Source organism: Shigella sp. FC1567, assembly GCF_001743015.1.
In the GTDB taxonomy this organism is placed as follows: domain Bacteria; phylum Pseudomonadota; class Gammaproteobacteria; order Enterobacterales; family Enterobacteriaceae; genus Escherichia; species Escherichia coli.
On sequence record NZ_MIIV01000150.1, the window covers coordinates 1 to 4,745 of the forward strand.

Here is a 4,745-nt window from a genome sequence, read left to right on the forward strand (position 1 = left end):
GCGCTGGGTTATCGCTCGCCACGGGAATATCTGCGGCAGCGGGCTTGTAATGGGTTAAGTGATAACAGATGTCTGGAAATATAGGGGCAAATCCAGCTGCGATCTGGTTCAACAATATGCAGATGGTACACAACCTCTTTAACCAGCCCATCCGGATTATTCAGAGCCCTTCCGCAATCCGGAATAAAAGTGCTGTTTTACCGTGAACCCTCTGAAAATCAGCGAGCAGTGTTTTAACCAGCCGACGTTCAGAGCGTACTGACAGACGGTGGACAATTTGAATAAACAGTTCAATCAGACCGTAGATGCTCTCCCGTTGGCGACATGCTGGGAGCGGTGGAACACCGCTTCGGCAACGAGCTTCCGGCGTCTCCAGTGAAGTGACTGACGGATAATGGTTCATGCTACCGGGCTAATGAAACACGCCAGTTCACCCGGATGTTGGGACTTTGTTGAACCGAAGAACACGGCGGTGCGGAGTCCGGAGAGTAACAGAATAGCAAAGAGCTTCGTGAAAACAATAAAGTGTGACTACATCAGTATCATGCCCAAACCTGACGGGTTAACGGCAGCAAAGAACCTTGCAGAGGCATTCGAGCATTATAACGAATGGCATCCGCATAGTGCGCTGGATTATCGCTCGCCACGGGAATATCTGCGGCAGCGGGCCAATGATAACAGGTGTCTGGAAATATAGGGGCAAAGCCACCCACGAACGATCCAGCATATAATCAAGAAATTAGATTTCATTTAACATAAGATAGATTATGTGCACCAAGAGGCATTTCCTTAATTTCTGAATTTACAGGCTCTTTTGCTCTCTTTGCTATGCTGTGGATTTGGAAAGATAGAGTGCTGGCTGATTATTTAGGTATTTTCATCAGCATGTCCCTGATAGCACTGTTCCATCAGCGCTTTCAGGCGATAATAGTAGACCTTGGATAGCCTCTGCTCATGTGTAACTTGATACCCCGAGAACAGCCACGATGCTCTAAGCGGTTCTTATTTCTCCGGTCTCAGGGTCGGTAATGCCAACAGTAAGTCCACAGTAATCAACGAAGAGTTTTTTGAACCGCCCCGGAAATCCTGGAGACTAAACGCCCTGAGAAAGAGGTAAACAGAATGACTAAAAATACACGTTTTTCCCCCGAAGTCCGTCAACGGGCAGTTCGTATGGTTCTGGAAAGTCAGGGCGAATATGACTCACAATGGGCGGCAATTTTTAGCCATGAAAACGTAATCAACTCGGTGAACCAATTCAAAAAATATACTTTATACCTGCGGAAGTGAGAAAACCAATATATTCAATACTTGCACTATTTTTAATGGTGCCAGATATATTGGTACTTTGCTCATAAAGAGATGTATCACCTTTTTTATTAGAAATGTAATTTCTGGAGCCTTCTATATAAAATTTTGCACTGGGGGTGACATAGTATCCAATATTCGCAGCAACAGAGCAGTAATTTTGGTTTTTTATTTCATCTTTAAAAATTGTCTCAGTCTGATAGTGTTTATCTGTATCAGATGAACGAACCCAACCACTATATTTCAGTTCTGCTCCAAACTCAAAATTCTCATGGCGGTAATTAGCAGTTAATCCAATATAAGGTATTTTGAAGAGCTGTTTGTAACCTATTGTTCTTTCACCACTAGGATGTGCCCCTTTTTTATTCCTGTTCCCCCCGTTTTCACTATAAATATAACTCCCTCCCATTGCATTAAAACTGTAACGACTCTCTTGGTAACCTGCTATTAGTCCAAGTCGATAATCCAAATTATTTAATAACCAACCTTTAAGATTCAGCTCGAATTCGTTAGCATCACGGAGATGCGTATTGGGATGCCAGCTCTGGTCGGTCCATACCTGAGGGGTATTGGAATTGTTCCAGTCTTTATCAACCATGCTTGCTTTCTGGTTACCTAAAGTAGTCCAACCGGAAACTCCGAAAGACACTTTTGGAATTAGCTTCCAATCGATGCCACCTCTAACAATAGTCGCATTACTGTATTTCCAGTCCAGTTGACTAATTTTTCTCCCCCCTTCCTTGGGATGATAAACGCGTTCTTTTGTTTTGCCACTCAGAGATCCTAGACTAATATCCGTACTGATGTTATCCGGTATGAAAAGTGGATAGTTAGTGGTAGCATGTGTAGTAAAGATCGCAGGTACACAAAGTGCAAGTACAAGGAATTTTAATTTCATCGAGAACTCTACTTTTTTGGTTGAAATGTCCATGATCTTCTTACTTTATAAGATAAACGTCAATGCCAAGCATTATTTTAATTAAATATTTGTTTATGTTACCAAGAACATATCTTTTATTATAATATTTATTGAACTTTTGTAAAAATAAAAAAATACCTCATTGTGCGAATAAAGTAACGGGGGCCATAGATTTCTCTACCTACCTTTTGGTGTTCATACCTGAGGCTGATAGTTTCAGGATTCCGCGACAATTCTACTCACCTTCTTGTTCTCTCGCCAATATGAAATCAATCAGAAAAGCGTTCCATAAGAACAACGATAAGACAATAAATTGTCATCACGGCTGCAATAGCCAACGTGCCTTTCAGTACCAACATGACAACCTCCTGTATTTGACGTAACGTGTGCTGATAAATATGTATTTGTATCTCAACTGACTCAATACAACACTTAAGTATAGTTTTTCAGATTTTGTTTTTCCCGTGAAATATTATGGAAATGGCAGAAGCAATACATTGAATTCCGATTCGAGTGAATACGGCTAGCGGGCACCTCACTTTAGCACTGAAGCCATCAACTTTTATTTGACTTATTTCAATGGAAAGCTTTCTCACTATCAGTACAGGTAATTCCCATCCTTTTAAAGTCGAGAGTCAGACTGCGACTAATACAGTTAAAGTGACCAAACTCAGTTATCCTCTACACATTTTACCTCATGTTTACTTGGACAATTCATTGGTGCTTTTATAAAAGAATAAATATTCTACTAATTTAATGCATCACCTAAAATAGTATTTTTTATAATAGAACTGTATCTATAGTATATTATTAAAGCTTAATTATTTATTATGCTTTAATGTGGTTGTCCGATTAAGGACTAATCCTTGAAAACGCCGTATAGGGCGGGAGTTCACTCTATTGCGATAACGTAACCGTACAATATTGTGCGTTTCCCAAATTGACCACTACTGAACTATTCTGGGATTTAAATGCAATAAAATGGTTGGTTGAAGGTCGTGGTGATGATGTTAGTCCTTTTGAGAATATTCCAGTGCCAGATCTTACTTATAATAAAGAGGCTTGGCAGTTTGGATAAGCTATTGTCCTTATTCCACTAATACAAACTTTTTGTAAAGTATATTAAATATACTTCATTTCATACTGAAATCCCCGGAAGTATTCAATCAAACAATTACACCATAAAAGGAAGAGGGAGCCCCAATTAAGTTATCAAGCATGTTTATGATACCTGCAGGGTATAAATTTTCTGGCTGCAAGCAGACACATATAAAACGTCTTTATTGATCCTACCCACATAATATGGACGCAGTCGTAAGTGAGGCTCTGTGAGCCTACCCACGTAATATGGACACAGGCCTAAGCGAGGTTCTGGTTTTCAAATTGTTCCGGACTGAGGCCGCCACACCAACGGTGCCGTCGCCAGCGATTGTAATCGCACTCGATATAATTAAACACTGTTGCCCGCACTATTTCCCGATAGATAAAGTGTTCTCCGTGGAGACATTCCACTTAGGAACAATTATATTGTTCATGGTAATGTTTATATTTGAGTATAGAGATTAAAATGATTAGTCCCATCAAGAATATTAAGAACGTATTTCCAATAAATACTGCAAATACTGAATATATAGTGAGAAATATTTATCCTAGAGTTGAACATGGTTACTTTAATGAATCACCAAACATATATGACAAGAAGTATATCTCTGGTATAACCAGAAGTATGGCACAATTAAAAATAGAGGAGTTTATTAATGAGAAATCCAGACGACTTAATTATATGAAGACAATGTATTCTCCATGTCCGGAAGATTTTCAGCCTATTTCCAGAGACGAAGCCAGTATACCGGAAGGAAGCTGGTTGACAGTTATATCTGGAAAACGTCCTATGGGGCAATTTTCTGTGGATAGTTTGTACCATCCTGACTTACATGCATTATGTGAGCTCCCAGAGATTAGTTGTAAGATCTTCCCTAAAGAAAATAGTGATTTTTTGTATATAATTGTTGTATTCAGAAATGATTCTCCCCAAGGAGAACTACGGGCAAATCGGTTTATAGAACTATATGATATAAAAAGAGAGATTATGCAAGTGTTAAGAGATGAGTCGCCAGAGTTAAAGTCTATTAAATCTGAGATTATTATTGCTCGTGAAATGGGAGAACTTTTTAGTTATGCATCAGAGGAAATAGATAGCTACATAAAACAAATGAATGACAGGTTTTCTCAAATCAAGGCTCGAATGTCTGTTACTTAATGTATATTAATTGTATGAAGTGGTCAACAAAAACTGGCCACCGAGTTAGAGTTTTTCCAGTATCGATTTTCCGATTCGTTTGGGGGTAACCCACCGTTATATTCGTGCGGTCTTAGTGCGCTGTAATATCCAACGATATAGTCCGTTATGGCGTGAGCTGCCTCGCTGAAGCTTACGTAACCCACCACCGGCATCCATTCGTTCTTCAGACTCCTGAAGAAGCGTTCCATTGGGCTGTTATCCCAGCAGTTTCCGCGC

Annotated in this window: 4 protein-coding genes and 2 pseudogenes; 3 read left to right on the forward strand and 3 right to left on the reverse strand. The window is 39.7% G+C overall.

The genetic code is table 11. The features are described from left to right. Positions 1-324 precede the first annotated feature (324 nt). Both BHE85_RS10735 and BHE85_RS26550 read left to right on the forward strand, forming a co-directional pair. Positions 325-697: pseudogene (locus tag BHE85_RS10735) on the forward strand (integrase core domain-containing protein); the annotation flags it as partial. A 425-nt stretch (positions 698-1,122) separates the two neighbouring features. Further along, the gene (locus BHE85_RS26550) at positions 1,123-1,290 is read left to right on the forward strand and encodes a transposase (RefSeq protein ID WP_000165219.1); all 168 of its coding nucleotides are present in this window, start codon (positions 1,123-1,125) and stop codon (positions 1,288-1,290) included. Here the strand turns inward: BHE85_RS26550 and icsP are convergent. Both icsP and BHE85_RS10750 read right to left on the reverse strand, forming a co-directional pair. Continuing rightward, entirely contained in the window at positions 1,259-2,206 is a 948-nt protein-coding gene (icsP, locus tag BHE85_RS10740; RefSeq protein WP_005005342.1) for an omptin family outer membrane protease IcsP, read from the reverse strand. The genes BHE85_RS26550 and icsP overlap by 32 nt on opposite strands. 1,380 nt (positions 2,207-3,586) lie before the next feature. Continuing rightward, positions 3,587-3,739, reverse strand: a pseudogene (locus BHE85_RS10750) (IS3 family transposase); the annotation flags it as partial. Positions 3,740-3,794: 55 nt separating this feature from the next. On the opposite strand from BHE85_RS10750, the gene ospZ reads away from it, so the two are divergent. Then, a complete protein-coding gene (ospZ, locus tag BHE85_RS10755) occupies positions 3,795-4,487 on the forward strand; it encodes a type III secretion system effector cysteine methyltransferase OspZ (protein WP_000625262.1) in 693 nt (230 codons plus the stop codon). 23 nt (positions 4,488-4,510) lie between these two features. Here the strand turns inward: ospZ and BHE85_RS10760 are convergent. Continuing rightward, the coding region (locus BHE85_RS10760) for an integrase core domain-containing protein (protein WP_146627965.1) at positions 4,511-4,745 on the reverse strand (235 nt) is incomplete at its 5' end.